17 protein-coding genes are annotated in these 13,878 nt (G+C 62.5%); 12 read left to right on the forward strand and 5 right to left on the reverse strand.

Annotated features, from left to right (window positions below; translation table 11 throughout):
• Positions 1 to 55 precede the first annotated feature (55 nt).
• On the reverse strand, positions 56 to 1,384 hold the full coding sequence (gene aptA / locus HCN58_RS33305) for an omega-aminotransferase AptA (protein ID WP_171583584.1): 1,329 nt from the start codon (positions 1,382 to 1,384) through the stop codon (positions 56 to 58).
• Positions 1,385 to 1,537: 153 nt separating this feature from the next.
• Between aptA and HCN58_RS33310 the strand changes: the two genes are divergently transcribed.
• The 3 genes from HCN58_RS33310 (at position 1,538) to HCN58_RS33320 (ending at position 3,866) form a co-directional block, all read left to right on the forward strand.
• Positions 1,538 to 2,086: a cupin domain-containing protein gene (locus HCN58_RS33310; RefSeq protein ID WP_028347208.1), complete on the forward strand. Its 549-nt coding sequence runs from the start codon at positions 1,538 to 1,540 to the stop codon at positions 2,084 to 2,086.
• A 751-nt stretch (positions 2,087 to 2,837) separates the two neighbouring features.
• Positions 2,838 to 3,245, forward strand: coding sequence for a hypothetical protein (locus tag HCN58_RS33315; protein ID WP_171583585.1), 408 nt, complete (start codon positions 2,838 to 2,840; stop codon positions 3,243 to 3,245).
• A gap of 264 nt (positions 3,246 to 3,509) precedes the next feature.
• On the forward strand, positions 3,510 to 3,866 hold the full coding sequence (locus HCN58_RS33320) for a hypothetical protein (RefSeq protein WP_171583586.1): 357 nt from the start codon (positions 3,510 to 3,512) through the stop codon (positions 3,864 to 3,866).
• A gap of 497 nt (positions 3,867 to 4,363) precedes the next feature.
• Here the strand turns inward: HCN58_RS33320 and HCN58_RS33325 are convergent, their stop codons facing one another.
• On the reverse strand, positions 4,364 to 5,290 hold the full coding sequence (locus tag HCN58_RS33325) for a LysR family transcriptional regulator (RefSeq protein ID WP_171583587.1): 927 nt from the start codon (positions 5,288 to 5,290) through the stop codon (positions 4,364 to 4,366).
• A 90-nt stretch (positions 5,291 to 5,380) separates the two neighbouring features.
• Here HCN58_RS33325 and HCN58_RS33330 point away from each other — a divergent pair, with 90 nt between their 5' ends.
• Positions 5,381 to 5,818, forward strand: coding sequence for a cupin domain-containing protein (locus tag HCN58_RS33330; RefSeq protein WP_171583588.1), 438 nt, complete (start codon positions 5,381 to 5,383; stop codon positions 5,816 to 5,818).
• Between the two features lie 167 nt (positions 5,819 to 5,985).
• Here HCN58_RS33330 and HCN58_RS33335 read toward each other — a convergent pair whose 3' ends face one another.
• On the reverse strand, positions 5,986 to 6,264 hold the full coding sequence (locus HCN58_RS33335; RefSeq protein ID WP_171583589.1) for a DUF1488 family protein: 279 nt from the start codon (positions 6,262 to 6,264) through the stop codon (positions 5,986 to 5,988).
• 167 nt (positions 6,265 to 6,431) lie between these two features.
• Here HCN58_RS33335 and HCN58_RS33340 point away from each other — a divergent pair, with 167 nt between their 5' ends.
• Positions 6,432 to 6,836 (forward strand): DUF4864 domain-containing protein, encoded by a 405-nt coding sequence (locus tag HCN58_RS33340; RefSeq protein WP_171583590.1) that lies wholly within the window; start codon positions 6,432 to 6,434, stop codon positions 6,834 to 6,836.
• 22 nt (positions 6,837 to 6,858) lie between these two features.
• On the opposite strand, the gene HCN58_RS33345 is transcribed toward HCN58_RS33340, so the two are convergent.
• Positions 6,859 to 7,290: a MerR family transcriptional regulator gene (locus HCN58_RS33345; protein ID WP_171583591.1), complete on the reverse strand. Its 432-nt coding sequence runs from the start codon at positions 7,288 to 7,290 to the stop codon at positions 6,859 to 6,861.
• Between the two features lie 48 nt (positions 7,291 to 7,338).
• Here HCN58_RS33345 and HCN58_RS33350 point away from each other — a divergent pair, with 48 nt between their 5' ends.
• From HCN58_RS33350 to HCN58_RS36360, 3 genes are read left to right on the forward strand one after another with little or no spacing between them, the layout of a single operon-like run.
• Positions 7,339 to 7,725 (forward strand): mercuric transporter MerT family protein, encoded by a 387-nt coding sequence (locus HCN58_RS33350; RefSeq protein WP_171583592.1) that lies wholly within the window; start codon positions 7,339 to 7,341, stop codon positions 7,723 to 7,725.
• Between the two features lie 14 nt (positions 7,726 to 7,739).
• Complete coding sequence (merP, locus tag HCN58_RS33355; RefSeq protein ID WP_171583593.1) at positions 7,740 to 8,024, forward strand: mercury resistance system periplasmic binding protein MerP; 285 nt, start codon at positions 7,740 to 7,742, stop codon at positions 8,022 to 8,024.
• A gap of 17 nt (positions 8,025 to 8,041) precedes the next feature.
• On the forward strand, positions 8,042 to 8,281 hold the full coding sequence (locus tag HCN58_RS36360; RefSeq protein WP_446471653.1) for a GDCCVxC domain-containing (seleno)protein: 240 nt from the start codon (positions 8,042 to 8,044) through the stop codon (positions 8,279 to 8,281).
• An 88-nt stretch (positions 8,282 to 8,369) separates the two neighbouring features.
• Here HCN58_RS36360 and HCN58_RS33360 read toward each other — a convergent pair whose 3' ends face one another.
• Positions 8,370 to 9,605 (reverse strand): MFS transporter, encoded by a 1,236-nt coding sequence (locus HCN58_RS33360; protein ID WP_311966932.1) that lies wholly within the window; start codon positions 9,603 to 9,605, stop codon positions 8,370 to 8,372.
• Positions 9,606 to 9,871: 266 nt separating this feature from the next.
• Between HCN58_RS33360 and HCN58_RS33365 the strand changes: the two genes are divergently transcribed.
• The 4 genes from HCN58_RS33365 to HCN58_RS33380 all read left to right on the forward strand — a co-directional run bounded on the left by HCN58_RS33365 (position 9,872) and on the right by HCN58_RS33380 (position 13,763).
• Positions 9,872 to 10,312: a hypothetical protein gene (locus tag HCN58_RS33365; protein ID WP_171583594.1), complete on the forward strand. Its 441-nt coding sequence runs from the start codon at positions 9,872 to 9,874 to the stop codon at positions 10,310 to 10,312.
• Between the two features lie 79 nt (positions 10,313 to 10,391).
• Positions 10,392 to 10,694, forward strand: coding sequence for a hypothetical protein (locus HCN58_RS33370; protein ID WP_171583595.1), 303 nt, complete (start codon positions 10,392 to 10,394; stop codon positions 10,692 to 10,694).
• Positions 10,684 to 12,123, forward strand: a complete 1,440-nt coding sequence (locus HCN58_RS33375; protein WP_235984110.1) for a TolC family protein — start codon at positions 10,684 to 10,686, stop codon at positions 12,121 to 12,123. The genes HCN58_RS33370 and HCN58_RS33375 overlap by 11 nt, the downstream gene beginning before the upstream one ends.
• A 242-nt stretch (positions 12,124 to 12,365) precedes the next feature.
• On the forward strand, positions 12,366 to 13,763 hold the full coding sequence (locus HCN58_RS33380) for a multicopper oxidase family protein (protein ID WP_235984111.1): 1,398 nt from the start codon (positions 12,366 to 12,368) through the stop codon (positions 13,761 to 13,763).
• The last annotated feature ends 115 nt before the right edge of the window (positions 13,764 to 13,878 follow it).

Below are 13,878 nucleotides of genomic sequence, written 5' to 3' on the forward strand. Positions count from 1 at the left end.
CGCGAACCGGATTCCACTTCGCTCGAAAACGCTATGGCTTCCTTCAGAGCAAGGATCAGGCCACGCGCTTGATGGCGTCGCCCAGGATCGAAACCATGTCGTCGATATGGCTCTTCTCGACGATCAGGGGCGGCGACATCGCAAAACTGTCGCCGCTCATGCGAAAATAAAGCCCGCGATTGAAACAATCCACCATCACGTCGTAGCCGCGTGCGCCGACGCCGTCGCTGCGCGGCGCGAGCTCGACCGCGCCCATCAGGCCGACATTGCGAATGTCGATCACGTTCGGCAAACCCTTGAGCGAATGCAGCGCATCGCGCCAGTAGTCGGCGAGCGTTGCCCCGCGCGTCAATAGACCCTCGTCCTTGTAGATGTCGAGCGTCGCCAGGCCTGCGGCGCAGGCGGTCGGATGCGCCGAATAGGTGTAGCCGTGGAACAGCTCGATCGTGCCCTCAGGCCCGGTCATCAACCCATCGTGGATCTTGCGGCTCGCAAACACCGCGCCGCAGGGAACCGTGCCGTTGGTGATGCCCTTGGCGGTCGTCATCATGTCAGGCGTGACGCCGAAATAGTCAGCGGCGAACGGCGTGCCGAGACGGCCGAATCCGGTGATAACCTCGTCGAAGATGAGCAAGATGCCGTGCTTGTCAGCAATTTCGCGCAGGCGCTTCAAATAGCCCTTCGGCGGCGGCAGCACGGCGGTCGAGCCCGGCACCGGCTCGACGATGACGGCGGCGATGGTGTCGGCGCCATGCAGCGCCACCATCCGCTCGAGATCGTCGGCGAGCTCGGCACCATGTTCCGGCTGGTCCTTCGCAAAGGCGTTGCGGGCGAGATCATGGGTGTGACGGATGTGGTCGACTCCAGGCAGATGGGTCGCGAACGCGCGGCGGTTGGCTACCATGCCGCCGACCGACATGCCGCCGAAGCCGACGCCGTGATAGCCGCGTTCGCGGCCGATCAGGCGCGTCCGCGTCCCCTGCCCGATGGCGCGCTGATAGGCGAGCGCGATCTTCAGCGCGGTATCAACCGACTCCGAGCCCGAATTGGTGAAGAACACGCGATCGAGTCCTTTCGGCGCGATCTCAGTGAGCCGCTCGGCAAAGTCGAACGCCAGCGGATGGCCCATGTTGAACGAGGGCGCGAAGTCGAGATTCATCAACTGCCGTTCGACGGCGGCGGCGATCTGGCGGCGGCCATGGCCGGCATTGACGCACCAGAGACCGGCGGAGCCGTCGATCACCTTGCGGCCGTCGACGGTGGTGTAGTGCATGCCCTCGGCGGAGGCGAACAGGCGGGGCGCTTTCTTGAACTGCCGGTTGGCCGTGAAGGGCATCCAGAACGAGTCGGTCTGCAGGGTATTCGGCTTCTGATGAACGGTCACGGTCTAGCTCCTTTGCTGGCAGCTCAAGGTGCCACCGGGCCACGCTCGGGAAGCCACAACAAGTCCTTTTCTGCGCCCCTGCAACCCATTGATTTTGCTGACCCCGTCAGGGCATATTTGTTCGATCCGAAACACCTGCAACAGGGATTTTCGATGAGCGTCGATATCGGTGGGCGACTCCGCTTCGTCCGGGCCCGGCACAAGCTGTCGCAGCGTGAGCTGGCAAAACGCTCCGGCGTGACCAATTCGACGATCTCGCTGATCGAATCGAACCAGATGAACCCGTCGGTCGGCGCGCTCAAGCGCATCCTCGACGGACTTCCGATGGGGCTTGCCGAATTCTTCGCGATCGAGCCGGAGCGGCCCCGCAAGGCGTTCTACCGCTCTGACGAACTGACCGAGATCGGCAAGCAGCCGATCTCCTACCGTCAGGTCGGCGACAATCTGTTCGGCCGCGCGTTGCAGATCCTGAAGGAACGGTATGAGCCCGGCAGCGACACCGGGCGCGTGCCGCTGACCCATGACGGCGAGGAAGGCGGCATCGTGGTGAGCGGCCGCCTCGAGGTGACCGTCGACGACGAGCGCCGCATCCTCGACCCCGGCGACGCCTATTATTTCGAAAGCCGCCGCCCGCACCGCTTCCGCTGCGTCGGTGGCAAACCTTGCGAGGTGATAAGCGCCTGCACGCCGCCGACGTTTTGAGCAGCAAGGGCGTGCTGATAAATCCGCGGCAACGCTGCAATGGCAATCTCCGCTTTTGGCTCGGCAGCAGACATCGGAACCGCCTACCGGCATGTCCGAGTTGGCCCGATAGTTTTGAAAAATTCCTCTTTGGCTGATGAGTGAAAATTCTCAGGGCCACTCGCGCGTCTCTTGCGCGGCGACGTGAGGGACCACATCGACTAACACAAAAGCGATCGCTGACTGTTCTACCAGTTCTACAGAGCCTTTTAGCGGCTGAGATCGCCCACATTCGATATTCGAAGATTTTCGGCGCCTCTCAATTTTCGGGTTTTTCAACACCATCGGCCAACTCCGGACATTCTGGGAGCCGCAGTCGTCGCTCCGAACGTTGACGCCAATCGGGCCGTGGTGGCGCACTTACCGATGATCGAGCCGAAAGGCCGGTCAGTCATGCTGACTTGCTATGTCAGTTAGCCAGAGTGGAGCTGCCGATGCCGGATTCGGCCTTCTTCAGGCTCTCACCAATTTATGACATTGTGCATTTTTGATGCTGTTTCTCTGGGGCGTCAGGTCACGTATAAATGTAGTTGCCCTTGAAACGGGACAGCCGAAATCGCCGTCCGGGGCGAACGAGCAGTACTGATGCCATCGGCAGGCACGCTCTCCTAACAGACCGACGCTTTTTTCGGTTCATACGACCATTCACATTCCACAAAATGCGCGCGCCGCTTCTGCGGCGGCTCGTTGCTGTAACTTCAGGAGAAAAGCGATGAATAAGATCGATCGAAGGTCAGCATTGGGAATCGGGCTGGCAGCGGCTTCGGCGGCCATGATAAAGCCAGCCGCCGCTCAAACCACGGGGTACAAGGATACGACGCCGTGGCCAGGTGTCGTGGTGCGTCAATATGATGGCGAGACACCATCGATCATCCCCGGTTTTAAGAGCGTCTCAATGCGCGACGTCATTATGCAGCCGGGATCGAAAACAGCCGGCCCCCCGATGATGAACGCCATGATCTGCCATATCCCCGAGGGAGAGCTTCGGCTCGAGCAAGAGGGAAAGACCTTTACAGCCAAGAAGAACTTTGTCTGGACCTGCAACAAGGACACAAAAGAGCAGGCGTTCAATGATGGGAACGTGGTCGCAATTATGCGGATCACGGACCTGAAAGCTTAAGACTCGTTGCAAGAGATCAATTGCAGGTGCGGATGGCGCACGACGAGGGGCCAGCCGCGCAGCAATCATCGGCGCTCGACATTTCGCTTAGCATACAGGCTCCTGTGAAGGATGCGAGAAGGCGGCGCCGAGAGTCTTGTTTGGAGTTGCGGGCATCCGCCGGAGCCCAAAGGTGTGTCTGCTTTGGCCCCAAAATCGGATATCTCTCGTCTATGAGTACACGCGCCATAGATGGAAGAACCGAATTTTCGGGAGAGTCATAGCATGCGCACGGTCTGGATCGAGGCGGCGTTGAACGGCGGCTGGGGCCGCACGCTGCAGCCCGCTATTCCCGACACGGTCGAGGCGATCATCGCCGATGGCGTCGCCTGCGCGCGTGCACCCGCTCTTCCGGCGATCCCAAGCAAAGCGCGGCTGGACGATTTCGCGAGCCGTTCCGATCAATACGATTGGTGTGGAACAGCGGAACTCCGGGGCGGCGCAGCTCGAGCGGCGGCGGGTCTTGGCAAAGCGCTTGACCCATTTGGCTTTTCCCACCGTTACCAAAAATCAGGCGGCACGACGTTAAAATGGACGCAATGTCGGGAACGCGACACAACGGGCCGCGTTTACTTTTCTTGATCTAGTGAGCCGATCTCAAAGGCCTCCCTTCCGTGCCGAACGCAGGCAGAGGGACTGATCAAAAATCAAAACCGTAGATCCGTCGGAGGCTTTCATGGATGGCTCTCGAAGCGAACGTGCACGCGCGCGTGCACGATACCTTTTAGCACAAATCGCTCCCTTACCCGATGACTCTGAAGCCCAGCGTTTGCGCGAATTATCCATGGATTACATTCGCGAGGCTGAGAGGCTCGAAATTGGACGTGTCACAACGCGAGAGTCCAGCGAACAAATTTCCGCGGTCTTGGATACGATAGCCCGCGACTTTTTTACTCGTGCAGTCCGCCGCCGAAATCGGTGATCAATAATGTCCGCCTGTTGCGGTGCAAGCTCCAGCGACAGGGCTCCCGGCAAAGAGCTAGGGCGGATAATTCATCTCCGGCGCGCTGCTAGGAACGATCCTGATCAAGGATCGGGTTGAATGCTCAACGGCGCGCTCCGGCGGGGCTGCTCCGTCTTCACCCTGTCAGGATTGATTTCAACGAGTCGCGTTCTTCCACGATGAAGTCGAAGAACGCCGCGATACGCGGGACGCGCCTGATATCGGGGTGGGTCAAGAGTCGCCAGCTTCGGGTCAATTCGGGGATGGGCCCGAGAACGCGGACCAGATCTGGCTCCGCATCGCCGAGCGCCGTTGGCAGCGGGCCAAGGCCGACACCGGATTTCACGGCATAGACCAGCCCCAGCACGCTATTATTTCGCGCAGACATCTGCGCGTTTGGCGCCACTTCCTTCAGCCACTTGACCGCGCGATGGTTGGCGAGCGTCTCATCGAAACCGACGAGAAGGTGGTGTGACAAATCCTCGATGCGCTCGGGCCTGCCATGACGCTCGATATAGCCGCGGCTGGCATACACCGCCCAGATCGAGTCCGCGACCTTGCGGCCCACCAGCTCGTCGTCGGTATCACCTGAGCGAAACGCAACATCCACCTCGCCCTTCGACAAATCAAGATAGCGGTCGCTGGTGATGAACTCGACGCGAAGCTGCGGGTAGCGGGCATGGAAGCGGTCGATCAGCGTCGACTGCGTAATCCGGAAAACGATCGGCTCGGGACAGGTGACACGGATCACGCCCTTTAATTCCTGCTCGACGTCGGTAGCCCGCCTTTGGAAATCATCGACCGCCGCCTCGATGCGCTCGGCATATTTCAAGAGCGTGCTGCCATATTCGGTCAGCCGATAGCCGGTGTTCTGCCGCCTCACCAAGGCCCGCCCGAGCCTGCGTTCGAGTTCGTCGAGGCGGCGGTGCACCGTCGACTGGCTGGTGCCGAGCGCCCTGCCGGCCGCGATCGTGCTGCCATGGCGCGCCACCGCGAGAAAATATTTCAGATCATTCCAGTCGAACATGCGCCCATTATGCACTTCTGCAGCGGGGTTTCGCAATCTTGCGGCTCCCGCGGCAGGGCTGGCGCGTTTAGGCTTTTTCGCGCCGAGCTACCCAGGCGGTACTCGACTGACACAGGGAGTGACAACATGCGCAGCCACCTTCTTCCGGGCATCCTCTTTCTCGCCGGCCTGGGCGCAGGCCTCAACAGTCCGGCCTCGGCGCAGCAGCACAGTGCCGCCGCACCTGATATCACCAAGCCCAACATGGTGCTGCATCAGGTCGTCGAGGGGTTACCGAAGGATGATAAGCAGACCGTGCGGGTCATGACGGCGACGTTCAAGCCGGGCGACAAGACCGTCTATCACACCCACCGTTTTCCGGTGACGGTCTATGTCCTCGAAGGTACCTTCACGCTCGAACTCGACGGTCGTCCACCGCTTAACGTGAAGGCCGGCGAGGCGATGGTCGAACCGCCGAAGATCGCCATGACCGGCTATAATCGCAGCGCGACCGAAGCGACCAAGGTGGTCATCTTCTATGTCAGCGCCAACGACACGCCGTTCCTGGACTTGCATTCGCACTAGCCTTACTGCGTCATAAGCCCCGCATGGTGAGGAGCGCAAAGCGCCTCTGAGACGCCCGCTCTGCGGGCTCCTCAGGGATGAGGGTTTGAGCAGTTATGACGCAGTAGAACTAGGCGGTCTTGTCATCGTGGCGACAGCCATCGCTTGGAGCAGAGCCAGCACAAGAATTAGCCGCGAAAGTCGATGCTGCGCAGGATGATGCCGGGCGGCGTCCCCTCCAGCTCCCCGGCCTCGAACTTGCGCGACGCGCATTGTTCGATCCGGTCGCGCAATCGAAGGAATTGCTCTTCGCGCTGGCTGGTCGCCGTGCGCGACGCATGTTCCAGCTCGTCCATCGCCGAGGCGCTGACGGCGCAGGGAATCTCCCTGGGCCCGTCCATCATAGAGAACAGCAGCACCATGCGATCGAACTCATAACCGCGAATGTTTCCGCGTGCGAGTGTCATCGGGTGTTCCTCCCGACAGAAACGATAATTAGAAACGGTAATTGCCTCGGCTTGTTCCTCATCTCTCCTGATGCGTGCGCGAATAGCACTTCCGCCCGCTTGCCTGCGGGTATAAATTTCCGCGTGTCTGCACCGTGGCAAGCACCGCCAGTCCGGGAGGCATTGGCATGCGCGCTCTTGTTCTGGTTCTCGCATTCCTGGTCGGCTTGGGCGCCGCTGCCCTCGCCGACGACGTCGCCACCGCCCAGAGCGTGATCCGCGCGCAGGAGCAGGCGTTCATCCGCGACGATGCCGCGGCCGCCTATTCCCATGCCGCGCCCGAGATCAGGCAGATTTTTCCGCAAGCCGACATCTTCATGCAGATGGTCCGGCAGGGCTACGCGCCGGTCTATCGCCACAAGAGTTTTGAATTCGGCGAGGCGCGCGCGGCCAATGGCCACGTCGCGCAGCGCGTCCACATCGTGGACGACAATGGCGAGGCTTGGGAAGCGATGTACACGCTGGAGCAGCAGCCTGACGGCAGCCTGAAGATTACCGGCTGCTCGCTGTTGAAAACCGGCCAGGCGGCATAAGACTCAAGCCACCGCCGAGCACTTATCTGGAACGTTGGATATCGAGGATCTCCAATACCGGACACTTCGGCGCTGCGGTGCCGGTGCATTGGGCGACGGTTTTGGTCAGCAAGCGTTCCAGCTTGCGGAGGTCGGCGATCTTTGTGCGGATGTCGTCGAGGTGATGGGCAGCGATCTCCCGGACCTCACGACACGAGGCTTTTTCAGGACCGCCGAGGCGGAGCAAGGCGCGGACCTCGTCGAGCGAAAATCCCAACTCGCGAGAGCGCCGCACGAAAGCAAGAATGCGCCCTTCCATCGGGCCGTACACGCGACGCCCGTTTTCCGCGCGCGAGGGGACCGGAAGCACCTTGATTTTTTCATAGTAGCGGATGGTTTCGATGTTTACGCCGGTAAGCTGCGACAGCTTGCCGATTGTTAGCTTTTCGGCTCGCGCAGCCGTGATCGCACTCATGGAAAACCCCTTGATCCTGTAGTCACTACAGGATGTAGGCTTGTTGGCATGAAGGTCAAGGAAGAGCATATCTCCGCCGACCCAGGGCACGGACAGGCGCTGATGGCCACAGGCGGTCTGCTGGGCGCGCTCGCCGCGTCGTCCTGTTGTGTCCTGCCGGTGCTTCTGTTCAGTCTCGGCATCAGCGGTGCGTGGATCGGCAATTTCACGCAGCTTGCACGCTATCAACCCTACTTCCTCGCGGCGACACTGCTCTTTCTCGGAACTGGCTACTGGCTCGTCCACCGTAGCTCGAACCGTGCCTGCGCGGAGGGCGAAGCCTGCGCCCGTCCCTTGCCAAACCAGTTGGTCAAGACCGCGCTCATATTGGCAACGATCCTGGTCGTTGCTGCACTCGGGTTCGACCTCCTTGCGCCACTGCTTCTCAACACATGAAAGGAAGATTCCCGATGAACAAACGCCTCATATCCGCTGCATTCGTCCTCTGCCTGCTTGGACCTTCCACCGTGTTCGCTGCCGAGAGGACGGTCACGCTTGCGGTCAAGAATATGTATTGCGCAGCGTGTCCTTATACCGTGAAAGCAAGCCTTGAAGCGGTGCCGGGCGCGGCAAAGGTCACGGTGTCCTACAAGGACAAGACGGCGGTCGTGACGTTCGACGATGCGAAGACCAGCGTAAATGAGCTGACCGCCGCCACCACCAATGCGGGTTATCCGTCCGCTGCCAAAGGTTAGGCATGCTTGGAAACGCCGTGATCCTCGAATCCGTCATTACCTGCCCGCACTGCGCCACCGCTAAATCGGAAGCCATGCCAACCGATGCCTGCCGTTTCTTTTATGAATGCGGGGGTTGCGGCGCTCGGCTGCGGCCCAAGCGGGGCGATTGCTGCGTATTCTGTTCCTATGGTTCGGTGCCGTGTCCGCCGATACAGGCCGTGCGCTCCGGCGAAGCCGCAACGCCCAACTCTTGCTCCGGTGCCAGAGCATCATGAGGGACGGTGCAGTCCAGATCTCACGCGATTGTCCCGGCAGCACGCGTCCAGCAATGCCAGCTAGAGACCCGGATCGAATTACCTATCCTTATGCCATCGCCAGCCGCTGCCGTGCACGCATCAACAGCAGCACCATGATGGTGATGTTGAGCGCGTTCCACCCCAGCCCGTTCTCGAATGCGGCCATATAGGAGCCGGTGGCGTCGAAGATCGCGCCCGAGATCCAGCCGCCAAACGACATGCCAAACACGGAAGCGAAGATCACGATGCCCACACGTGTCGCGGCTTCGGAGGCCGGCATTGCCTCGCGCACGATGATGGCATAGCTCGGCACGATGCCGCCCTGGAACAGGCCGAACATCGCCGAGATGACGTAGAGCGAGGTCAGGCTGTCGAAGAACAGGTAAAATAGCAGCGCGGTGCCCTGCGCCACCGAGCCGATCAGGAGCGTGCGGATGCCGCCGATCTTGTCGGCGAGAAAGCCTGAACCGATCCGGCTGATGATGCCGAAACCCAGCATCAGCGAGAGCATTTCGGCGCCGCGCGCCACGCCATAGCCGAGATCGCCGCAATAGGCGACGATATGAACCTGCGGCATTGACATCGCGACGCAGCAGGCAATCGCCGCGAGCGACAGGATCGCGGTCAGCGCATTGGTGGATATCCTCAAATCGACACGCGGCGGCGGCGCGTTCTCATGGTCGCGCTGAGATCCCGCCCCCATCAGCAGCCGCAAGGCGATCAGCGCCAGCGTCATCGCCACTGCCGTGAATATCCCGAGCGCGATGTGGGTGGTGCGCCAGCCCGTCGTCTCGATAGCGTAGTTGACCACCGGCGGCCAGATCGCGCCGCCGATGTAATTGCCGCTGGCGGCGACGGCGACCGCAAGCCCGCGGTAGCGGTCGAACCAGTGCGAGGATTCCGCCATCAGCGGGCCGAAGGTGGCCGACGACGACAATCCGATCGCGAAATGCACCAGGATGAAGTGCCAGATCGAGGTCGACATTCCCGCGACGACATAGCCGAGGCCCAAAATGCCGATGCCGAGGCCGATCGCGGTGACGATGCCGTAGCGGTCGGTGATCTTGCCGGTCAGCACCGCGCCGGAACCGAAGCCGAGCATGATCATCGTAAAGGCCAACGAGGCGGTGCCGCGGCTCGCGGCAAATTCCGTCTGCACCACGGGCAGCGCAACCACCACCGACCACATGCCAACGCTGCCGAGCGAGCCGATCAGCACGGCCACGGCAAGCCGGATCCATGCCCGGCGCGAGTCGGGAATGAACAGGTCGGATTCTCGGGTGAGTTCAGAAGAAATTGCCACGGCAGGCGGAACTTCGCGGTCAAATCGCCCAAGGTCAAGCCACAATGCCGCGATATTGGGCATGCAGATGTGAGGGGGCGGGACGGCGCGGCTTCCACGCACCGTTGTCATTCCGGGATGCGCCCTGTTGGGCGCAGGCCGGGAATCCATAACCATCGGGAGCATGGATTCCGGGCTCACGCTTCGCGCGCCCCGGAATGACGAAAGGAGAGAGCCTTCGCCACTCCACCTTGGCTGAATCGGCGATTGGGGATAGCTTGCCGGCCATGTTCGTTCGCCTGACGAGACCTGCGCGCGTCAAGGCAGGGTGGTTTGCCGCCCTGCTCTATTTGTTTTGCGTGCTGGCACCCGGCGTTGCGCTGGCACTCGGCGATGCCGCCTCGTGCCTGGTGATCGGAATCCAGCCGGTCGCCGCCTCACATCCCCATGATCACGCGGAGCATGCGGCAGCCGCTGCGCATCAGCACCATCAGGCGCACGAAAGTCACCACGCCGATGCCGGCGACACTCAGCATGAGCCCGCCAAGCATGGGCACGACGAGTCTTCGCCGGGACCATGCTGTGCCATGCTATGCGTCTCCGGAATAGCGGCCGATCTGCCGACGGTTGTAAAACCCTCGCAGCCGATCTCGGTCTGCGTCTCCGAGAATTCCTGGCGCCTGCCGGGTGAGGCGCCCCCTCTCCACTACCGTCCCCCTATCGCCTGATCCGACGTAGCGAGGTGGGCCGCCGCGCGACGACAGCGCGCGCACGCCCGTGGTCAACCGCGAAATCAGGGATTCATTCATGTCTGCGCAGTCTCATGCGTGGGTCGCCGCCATCGGTTCGGCGGACGGACGCCGTGCCATCTTCAAGTCGGCGGTCCGCGGCGTCGTAGCCGCCACCGCGATTATGGCCGCGGGCTGCACACCTGCGACCACGCGCGTCGCCGGCATCGATCCCGCGGACCCCGCGGCGCGAATAGCACGCGTCGGCTACCGCTCGACGGTCGCGCCCTACACCGCATGGCGCCCCTCGACGCCCGCGCCCTGGCGCGAGCGCAACGACAGTGTCGCCCCCAAACCTCGGGGGAACAGCCATGAGCATTAGTTTCATGTGGCGCACGCCGGCCACAGCCCTACTGCTGTCAGCGAGCATCGGCCTCTCCGGATGCGCATCGTTCTCGCCGGACGCCGGCATGGGTGTCGTCTCCGACGTCGCCAGCCAGACCATCGGCAAGGATGTCGCCTTCGTGCGTTCGGCCGACGGTGCCGAGCGGGCCGGCGGCGCCGTGCGCCGCCTGCTTGGCCGTCCGCTCACCGTCGATGCCGCCGTGCAGGTCGCGCTATTGAGCAACAAGGGGCTGCAGGCAGCTTATAACGAGCTCGCACTGGCGGAGACCGATCTCGTTGCCCAAAGCCTGCCGCCGAATCCGACCTTCTCGATTTCGCGCATCTCCGGCAACGGCGCCAGCGAAGTCGAGCGGCAGGTGGTCGGCGACATTCTGGCGCTAGCGACCTTGCCGTTCCGGTCCGAGATCGCGCGCGAGCGCTTTCGTCAGGCGCAGCTCCGTGCCGCGCTGGAAACACTGCGGCTCGCCGCCGAGGTCAGGCGCAGCTATTTCCGATCAGTCGCGGCCAACGAGATGGTCGGCCTGCTCACGGATGCGAAGTCGACCGCCGAGAGCACGGCGCAGCTGGCGAAAAAACTCGGCGAGACCGGCTCGCTCAACAAGCTCGACCAGGCCCGCGAGCAGGTGTTTTATGCCGAAACCACCGCCGACCTCGCCAGCGCGCGGCAGGAGGCAACCAGCGCCCGCGAACAGCTCACGCGCCTGATGGGCCTGTGGGGCGAGGATCTCGATTTCCGCCTACCCAGCCGCCTGCCGGCGTTGCCGCGACAGCCGCGATCGCTTCCAACCATCGAGGCCGACGCGGTCGGCCACCGCATCGACCTGCAGATCGCGCGGATGGAATTGGCGGCGCTGGAAAAATCGCTTGGTCTTACGCAGGCAACGCGCTTCGTCACGTTGCTCGACGTCGCCGGCATCGCCAAGCGCACCCGCGATCCGGAAGGACCGCCGTTCCGCGAACGCGGTTTTGACGTGGCGTTCCAGATCCCGATGTTCGACGGTGGCGAGGTGCGCGTGCGCCAGGCGGTGGAGAGCTACAACCAGGCCTTCAACCTCTTGACCGAGAAAGCCGTCAATGTGCGCTCGGAAGCGCGCGACGCCTACCGGGTCTATCGCTCGACCTACGACATCGCCAGCCACTACCAGCGCGAGATTCTCCCCTTGCGCCAGATCATCACCGAGGAGATGCAGCTTCGTTTCTCGAGCATGCAGATCGACGTGTTCGCGCTGCTGACCGAGGCACGCCAGCGCCTGGCATCCCTGCGCGCGGCGATCGACGCGAAGCGGCAATTCTGGTTGGCGCAAAGCGAGCTGCAGACCGCCATCAACGGCGGCGGATCGGGCGGCGCACGAGAGACGCCGACGACCACGGCCGCGGCAACGCCTGCAGCCGGCGGAGGGCACTGAACATGATGGGAATAGATCGAGATGCATCCAGGATGCGAGCTGCGCTCCCTCTCCCGCGTGCAGGGAGGGCTGGGGTGGGGGTGCCTCCGTGAGTCGCACTGTTCGTGCGGAGAGAGCTTCCCCCACCCGCATTGCATCATCCGAGGCGATGCGACCTCAGAGCGAGCTTCGCTCGTCTCGACCCCCGCAAGCGGGAGAGGTGAGTGAGTTCGCGGCCGGACCGATCTAAAAGGAGAGACACGATGTTTTCACGCAGAGGATTCCTCGGCACTGCAGCGCTCCTTGGTGCCAGCACCGTCTCCGGCCGCGTGCAGGCCGCCGCCATCCCGGAAGCGCCGACGACGGACAAGGCCGTGATGCAGCCGCCGCTGCATCCGACCTCAGGCCCGGACTATCGCCCTGTCGTCACGCTCAACGGCTGGACGCTGCCGTGGCGCATGAACGGCGACTGGAAGGAATTTCACCTGGTCGCAGAGCCCGTGGTGCGCGAATTCGCCGAAGGCATGAAGGCCAATCTGTGGGGCTACAACGGCCAGGCGCCGGGACCGACCATCGAGGCGGTCGAGGGCGACAGAGTGCGCATCTTCGTCACCAACAAATTGCCCGAGCACACCACCGTGCACTGGCACGGCATGATCCTGCCGTGCGGCATGGACGGCGTCGGCGGCGTCACGCAGCCGCACATCCCGCCCGGAAAAACCTTCGTCTACGAGTTCCAGCTCAGGCACTCCGGAACATTCATGTACCACCCGCATTCCGACGAGATGGTGCAGATGGCGATGGGCATGATGGGCATCTTCGTTGTGCACCCGCGCGACCAATCGTTCCGCCCGGTCGATCGCGACTTCGTCTTCGTGATGTCGAGCTATTTGATCGACCCCGGCACCTATCTGCCGAAGGTCAACGAGATGACCGACTTCAACATGTGGGCATGGAATTCCCGCGTGTTTCCCGGCATCGATCCGCTGCCGGTGCGGCTTGGCGACCGGGTTCGCGTGCGCATGGGCAATCTCACCATGACCAATCATCCGATCCACCTGCACGGCCACAAATTCGTGGTGTCGTGCACCGATGGCGGCTGGATTCCGGAGAGCGCGCAAATTCCGGAGACGACGACCGACGTGCCGGTCGGCGCTATTCGGGCGATCGATCTGCTGGCGGACAATCCCGGCGACTGGGCGTTCCACTGCCACAAGTCGCACCACACCATGAATGCAATGGGCCACGACATGCGCAACATGATCGGCGTGTCGCACAAGGATCTCGCCAAGGCCGTCGGCAAGCTCGCGCCCGATGCGATGGTGATGGGATCGACCGGCATGGCGATGGGCAACATGGAAATGCCCGCGCCCGACAACACCCTGCCGATGATGACCGGCACCGGTCAGTTCGGCCCGATCGAGATGGGCGGCATGTTCACGGTGATGAAGATCCGCGAGGGGATAGCGCGCGACGATTACTCCGATCCCGGCCCCTACAAATTCCCGGCCGGCACGGTGGCTTGGGAAGTCGATACGCCCGCCGCCGCGCCAACGCGGCAGGAGACGCCGGCAACCTCCCCGCCGGCGAAGGGCAGCAGCATTTCTCCCCGCGTCGTCCCTGCGAAAGCAGGGACCCATAATCACCGGCATCTGCGATGAAGGACAGCGTCCGACATCATGCCACAAGAGAGATCACGCGATATGGTCCCGGCGTTCGCCGGGACGACGGGGTAGGCAGGCAGCATGCCCTCGCGAAGCGTTCAAACCAGCAACA

The sequence above is a fragment of the Bradyrhizobium australiense genome (assembly GCF_013114825.1).
Classification (GTDB): Bacteria; Pseudomonadota; Alphaproteobacteria; order Rhizobiales; family Xanthobacteraceae; genus Bradyrhizobium; species Bradyrhizobium australiense.

Excerpts from the sequence above, each read along its gene's own strand:
- HCN58_RS33310 (WP_028347208.1), top strand. The coding sequence starts at position 1,538 with ATGAGCGTCGATATCGGTGGGCGACTCCGCTTCGTCCGGGCCCGGCAC.
- HCN58_RS33315 (WP_171583585.1), top strand. The coding sequence starts at position 2,838 with ATGAATAAGATCGATCGAAGGTCAGCATTGGGAATCGGGCTGGCAGCG.
- HCN58_RS33320 (WP_171583586.1), top strand. The coding sequence starts at position 3,510 with ATGCGCACGGTCTGGATCGAGGCGGCGTTGAACGGCGGCTGGGGCCGC.
- HCN58_RS33330 (WP_171583588.1), top strand. The coding sequence starts at position 5,381 with ATGCGCAGCCACCTTCTTCCGGGCATCCTCTTTCTCGCCGGCCTGGGC.
- HCN58_RS33335 (WP_171583589.1), bottom strand. The coding sequence starts at position 6,264 with ATGACACTCGCACGCGGAAACATTCGCGGTTATGAGTTCGATCGCATG.
- HCN58_RS33340 (WP_171583590.1), top strand. The coding sequence starts at position 6,432 with ATGCGCGCTCTTGTTCTGGTTCTCGCATTCCTGGTCGGCTTGGGCGCC.
- HCN58_RS33345 (WP_171583591.1), bottom strand. The coding sequence starts at position 7,290 with ATGAGTGCGATCACGGCTGCGCGAGCCGAAAAGCTAACAATCGGCAAG.
- HCN58_RS33350 (WP_171583592.1), top strand. The coding sequence starts at position 7,339 with ATGAAGGTCAAGGAAGAGCATATCTCCGCCGACCCAGGGCACGGACAG.
- merP (WP_171583593.1), top strand. The coding sequence starts at position 7,740 with ATGAACAAACGCCTCATATCCGCTGCATTCGTCCTCTGCCTGCTTGGA.
- HCN58_RS33365 (WP_171583594.1), top strand. The coding sequence starts at position 9,872 with ATGTTCGTTCGCCTGACGAGACCTGCGCGCGTCAAGGCAGGGTGGTTT.
- HCN58_RS33370 (WP_171583595.1), top strand. The coding sequence starts at position 10,392 with ATGTCTGCGCAGTCTCATGCGTGGGTCGCCGCCATCGGTTCGGCGGAC.
- HCN58_RS33375 (WP_235984110.1), top strand. The coding sequence starts at position 10,684 with ATGAGCATTAGTTTCATGTGGCGCACGCCGGCCACAGCCCTACTGCTG.
- HCN58_RS33380 (WP_235984111.1), top strand. The coding sequence starts at position 12,366 with ATGTTTTCACGCAGAGGATTCCTCGGCACTGCAGCGCTCCTTGGTGCC.